Below are 1913 nucleotides of genomic sequence, written 5' to 3' on the forward strand. Positions count from 1 at the left end.
GCGTGGGGGCGTGGGGGCGCGTGGCAGCGTCTTGGGGGCTTCTCGAGGTCACCATGGCATGGCGACGCCGCCGTTCGGGCGGATGATCTGACCCGTGGTGAATGACGAGGCGCCGGAGGCGAGGTGCAGTACGGCGTGCGCGATGTCGTCGGGCTCGCCGACCCGGCCCAGCGGTGACAGACGGGCCATGAACGACTCGGTCCGCGCCTGTGCCTCGCTGTCGTGGCGGTCGGTCATGGGGGTACGGGTCCACCCGGGTGCCACCGCGTTGACACGGATGCCGTGGGGGCCGACCTCGGTGGCCAGGGTCTTCGTCAGCTGGACCACGGCGGCTTTGGTCACGCCGTAACAGAGAAGCCCGGGGCCACCGGTGTCCACCGCGCCGGAGGCCATGGTGACGATGCTGCCCCGCGTCCCGCCGGCGATCATGTGGCGGGCCGCTTCCTGGCAGGCGTACAGCACGCCTTTGAAGTTGACCCTCCACACCCGGTCGAGGTCCTCGTCCCGAGTTTCCAGTACGGGGCTGCTGTGCATGATCCCGGCGATCGCCGCCATCACATGGAGGCCGCCCTCGCAGGCAGCCACCGCCTGCGTGAGCCGGGCGCGGTCGGTGACGTCGACGTGGTGGATGTGGGCGGTGCCGCCCGCCTCCTTGATCAACGTGGCCGTCTCGTGCAGGCCCTGCACGTCGAGGTCCGCACAGTGCACGGTCGCCCCGGCCTCGGCGAGCAGAACGGCCGAGGCGCGGCCGATGCCACCGGCGGCGCCCGTGACGAACGCGGTGCGGCCGGACAGGTCGTACGCCTTGATGGGCATGCAGTGACCGTACGAGCGTTTCTGACGGGTCGTCAATTAGCGGGACCGCGGCGCCGCAAGCCGCAAGCCGCACGCAGCAGGGCGCAAGCATCAGGGCGCCGGGGAGCGGGACGGGACGCGTGCTCAGTTCGGGGTACGGCGCTGGGGGCGCGGGCGGGACGCTCTGGGGGTGCCCGGTGCCGGTGCCGGGCCCTGTTGGCAGGTGGGGCACCAGTAGGTGGGGCGTTCGCGGGAGCCGTCGCCCTGGTCACCGGCCCGGATAGGTGTGTTGCAGCGCAGACAGGGGCGTGGGGCGCGGCCGTACACGAACAGGTCGTGGAGGCGGAGGCCGGTGGTGCTGCGGATCGGGCGGTCACGGTTGGCTTCGAGGAGCTTCTTGGCGAGGGCCGGAAGCAGGGCGGCGCGGTCCTGCGGGAGTGCGCCGACGGGGAGCCATGGGGTGACGCGGAGCAGGAAGCAGAGCTCGCTCTTGTAGACGTTGCCGATGCCGGCGAGATTGCGCTGGTCGAGGAGGGCCTCGCCGAGGGGGCGCGTGGGGTCGCTCTGGAGATTGGCGAGGGCCAGGTCGGGATCCCAGTCGGGGCCGAGCAGATCGGGGCCGAGGTGGCCGACGGCTCGGTGTTCGTCGGTGGTGCGCAGGAGTTCCAGGACGGGGAGGCGGTAGCCGACGGCTGTGCGGTCGAGGGTGCCCAGGATCGCGCGGATCTGGTGCGCCGGGCCGCCGGTCCAGCGTTCGGCGTTTCCGTACACCTTCCAGGAGCCGTCCATCCGCAGATGCGAATGCAGCGTGAGACCGCCCTCGATGCGGGTCAGCAGGTGCTTGCCCCGGGGGGTGACGTCGAGGACGGTGCGACCGGTGAGGTCGGCCGTGGCGTACTTCGGCACGCGCAGGTCGGAGCGGTACAGCACCTTGCCGGCGAGGGCGGCGTGCAGCCGTTTCGCCGTCTGCCAGACGGTGTCACCTTCGGGCATGGGTCAAGGGTGGCATGGGGGAGGGGGGTGGGGGCGTTGCGTGGCGGCTCAGGCGCGGATGCGTAGGCCGCGAGGGGTCGCGATGAAGCCTGCTCCTTCCAGGAGGGGGCCGTGGGGGGAGGTGG

At 71.8% G+C, this 1913-nt stretch carries 2 protein-coding genes; both read right to left on the reverse strand.

The features are described from left to right. Positions 1 to 48 precede the first annotated feature (48 nt). Entirely contained in the window at positions 49 to 816 is a 768-nt protein-coding gene (locus AOK23_RS39280; protein ID WP_055717230.1) for an SDR family NAD(P)-dependent oxidoreductase, read from the reverse strand. A 123-nt stretch (positions 817 to 939) separates the two neighbouring features. Next, positions 940 to 1788, reverse strand: coding sequence for a DNA-formamidopyrimidine glycosylase family protein (locus tag AOK23_RS39285; RefSeq protein ID WP_055717231.1), 849 nt, complete (start codon positions 1786 to 1788; stop codon positions 940 to 942). Between the last annotated feature and the right edge of the window lie 125 nt (positions 1789 to 1913).

This window comes from Streptomyces torulosus, from assembly GCF_001419765.1.
In the GTDB taxonomy this organism is placed as follows: domain Bacteria; phylum Actinomycetota; class Actinomycetes; order Streptomycetales; family Streptomycetaceae; genus Streptomyces; species Streptomyces torulosus.